Annotated in this window: 4 protein-coding genes; 1 reads left to right on the top strand and 3 read right to left on the bottom strand. The window is 58.1% G+C overall.

Features of this window, described 5'->3' with window-relative positions; translation table 11 throughout:
• From CFR80_RS17585 to CFR80_RS17575, 3 genes are all read right to left on the bottom strand, one after another.
• A partial coding sequence (locus CFR80_RS17585) for a phage terminase large subunit (RefSeq protein WP_220032763.1) occupies nt 1-700 on the bottom strand: 700 nt, incomplete at its 3' end.
• Complete coding sequence (locus CFR80_RS17580; protein WP_146221702.1) at nt 700-1161, bottom strand: hypothetical protein; 462 nt, start codon at nt 1159-1161, stop codon at nt 700-702. The genes CFR80_RS17580 and CFR80_RS17585, both read right to left, overlap by 1 nt.
• Before the next feature lie 296 nt (nt 1162-1457).
• Nucleotides 1458-2003, bottom strand: a complete 546-nt coding sequence (locus CFR80_RS17575; protein ID WP_110507816.1) for a hypothetical protein — start codon at nt 2001-2003, stop codon at nt 1458-1460.
• A gap of 587 nt (nt 2004-2590) precedes the next feature.
• On the opposite strand from CFR80_RS17575, the gene CFR80_RS17565 reads away from it, so the two are divergent.
• Nucleotides 2591-2783, top strand: a 193-nt coding sequence (locus tag CFR80_RS17565; RefSeq protein WP_146221631.1) for a transposase, incomplete at its 3' end; no start/stop codon positions are given.

Below are 2783 nucleotides of genomic sequence, written 5' to 3'. Positions count from 1 at the left end.
CGCCCTCGATTGCAGTCTGGTAATTGCCGAACAGGAAGCGTTGGCGTTCCTTTTCCGGCAGGCTTTCAAGCTGCTTCAGGTATTCAGGCGACAGGTTGGCCCGGTTACTGTCCGGGTTGATCTGCATGGTCGCGTAATCGGCAGGGTCCGGCAGCGGTTCGCCGGATTTTGGCTCCACATGCCTCTCGAACAGGCTGTAGAGCCAGTGCGAAGTCGTGGGCGGGTTGGCGTCGATATACTCCTTGACGCGCAGGTCCGACTTTTGCGCCAGTCGCGTCAGCAGCATGTTCCGTGCGCCGTAGCCAATCTGGCTAGCCTCGTTCAGATAGACCGTGGCGAACTCAAGTCCGAGAATCTTTTCTGTGCGGTCGGAACTGTCTAGACCATGGAACAGGATTTCGGACCCGTTCGGCAGCGTGACATACCAGTCCGTGCGGTTCAGGTTGTAGGGCACATCCGGAAAACAGAGGCGCATCACCTTAGGGAACGTATCCCCGATGATCGAATGTTTCAGGGCGTTGAACCGGTGCCGGAAAATGCCGTGTCGCGTGCCTGGTGCTTTGGCCGCGCGGATGACCAGCGCGCGGATCAGCAGGAACGTCTTGCCAGATCTGGAACCACCCCGCAGCAGGATGTGCGTGGCCGGACTGCCCAGCAGCCGGTTTGCCTCCTGCTGGGCCGGGTTCAGCTTGGCGACCATTAAAGCGCGTCGTCGTCCGATGTGATGTTCATGGTGATGTTGCCGCTCTGTTGCACGTCATAGCGTTCTCGGAATTTCTCAGGCCGGTGCGCCTTGAGTAGCAGCGTCATCAGGCCGTCAGAGCGCTTGCGGGTGGTCAGGTATTCCCCTGTTTTGGGATCGCGGACTAACTGCCCCATCGAGACCACGTATTCCTCGTCACCCTCAATGGCGCGGCGGCGGGCCTCGGCCTCGAGTAGGTCGGTGGCTTCATCGATCGCATCGTCCCATGCGGCGGCGAAGGCCGGGTCGGCATCGCGCCATTCATAAACAGACCTGCGCGCTACAACCGCAATCCGTGCGGCCTCTGTAATGTTTGCGGTTTTGCGCAGGTGATCAAGAAACACCTCGCGCGCATCGCGCGTAGACCTTGTGCGTTTTGTGCGATCCGGGGATTTAGCCGGACCCTTTCGCCCAGCCATACAATCCTCCAGGCAATGATGTTTGATACACTTCCCACCTTATCCCGGTCTACTTACGGGCTGACAGGATTTTCCCATGCCGACCAGCGAGGCTTTTGGGCACCGGTCGGTTAGGGAGGTCAGGATTTTCGGTTCCGTGCCAGAAACGCTCAAATGTCAGCCGCCCAAACTGGGCATGGAGCAGGGATGCCCGCATACGAAAAACCGCCCTTTTTAGAGCGGCTGATGTGTGCCGTTGCGGCGCATTTATTCCATGATGTCTCGAATAATGCACGTTACTGGAAAAAGTACAAGTCTTATTTTTTGAACCACAGATCAGCCAGCTTTTCGAGGCCGTAGCAGATCGTTTTTCCGCGCATGCCCACGCGCTCATCCTCGCCACAGACCGCCACGATTGCGCGGCGTTGAGCCGCTGACAGGACTTCCAGCGCCTCGGAAACCAGTTCGCGTGCATAGCAAGTGTTTTCCTGCCCGCTCAGGTCGCCACCGCGTTCGATTTCCTGCGTGTCGTAAGTCTGGGTTACGCGAGCCCGGCGGGCAGAGCGCAGCCACGCATAACGGAACCGCAGGCCAGCGGCATATTGAGTGGGGGTCAGCGTGCCGTTAGGGCGATGGTAAAACCGGTCCAACGCACATTCGTCGGCCACCCGGCGAACGGGTTGTGTTTTGCCGCCTCCCCCTGCAATCGCAATCGCATCCTGAACGATCCGGCGCGACAGGGAGGCTGGGCCATCCGCACCGGGGTCAGGAGCGGTTCCAGCGGCAATCTCGCGGGACAACCGATTGTATCGCCGGTCGGATTTCAGGATCTGGGCTACGCGGTCAATTTCGATGGTCGCCATTATTTCTCCAACCTCCTCATAGCAGCCCGAGCATTCCGGTGCGCCCGATAGTCACCCGGTGTCCCGGCTGAAAAATAGATTGCGCCGCTGGTATGGACCCATCGAAGGTGGCCACCCCGCGACACGGAAACGGACCACCCACGCGCCTGCATTTCCTGCTGGAAGCGGCGTTGTGCGCGGGGGATCATGCTCCGTGCCACCAGACCACCACCCAGCAAACAGCACTAACCGGCGGGATCACGAGCAGGAACAGGGCCCAGATGGCGGCGGTTTTCAGGATATCGGCCATTACTGCCTGCCCTCCATATTCGCCCGCACAGCGCCCTTACCATCGTCCACGGTCTTACTGCCCATTAAACCCTCTCTTCTGGGAGAGACGTAGCACCAGGAACAAACAAAGAATTCATTCTCCGTTCGAATGTCCTCCGCTTCCAATCTTTACGCCGCGGATTTATTTCGAATTTATAAGGGGTTTCTTCGAACTCAATATTTTCTTTTTTCTCCCAGAGATTTAGAGCCTGATCCGAAAGTTTTTGAACAATACCAGCCTGTTGTGATTCATCCGTCTTTACGAAGAGATGGAGTGAATGGTGACATGGACTGGTATTGCCCGACGTGAACATAGCCGGGAAGGACTGCGATATCCATCGGATATGATGGACGGGGAATGGGCTTTGATCATGCCATTTGTGCCCCCTGCGAAACGGGGCGGTCGCCCTCGCACGACGGATATGCGCGAGGTGGTCAATGCGATGCTCTACATAGCCTCGGCCGGGTGCG

Origin of the sequence: Komagataeibacter oboediens, from assembly GCF_003207815.1 — a bacterium.
GTDB classification, from domain to species: domain Bacteria; phylum Pseudomonadota; class Alphaproteobacteria; order Acetobacterales; family Acetobacteraceae; genus Komagataeibacter; species Komagataeibacter oboediens.
Note: the sequence above shows the minus strand (reverse complement) of the source record. Positions and strands in the feature narration are given on the sequence as shown.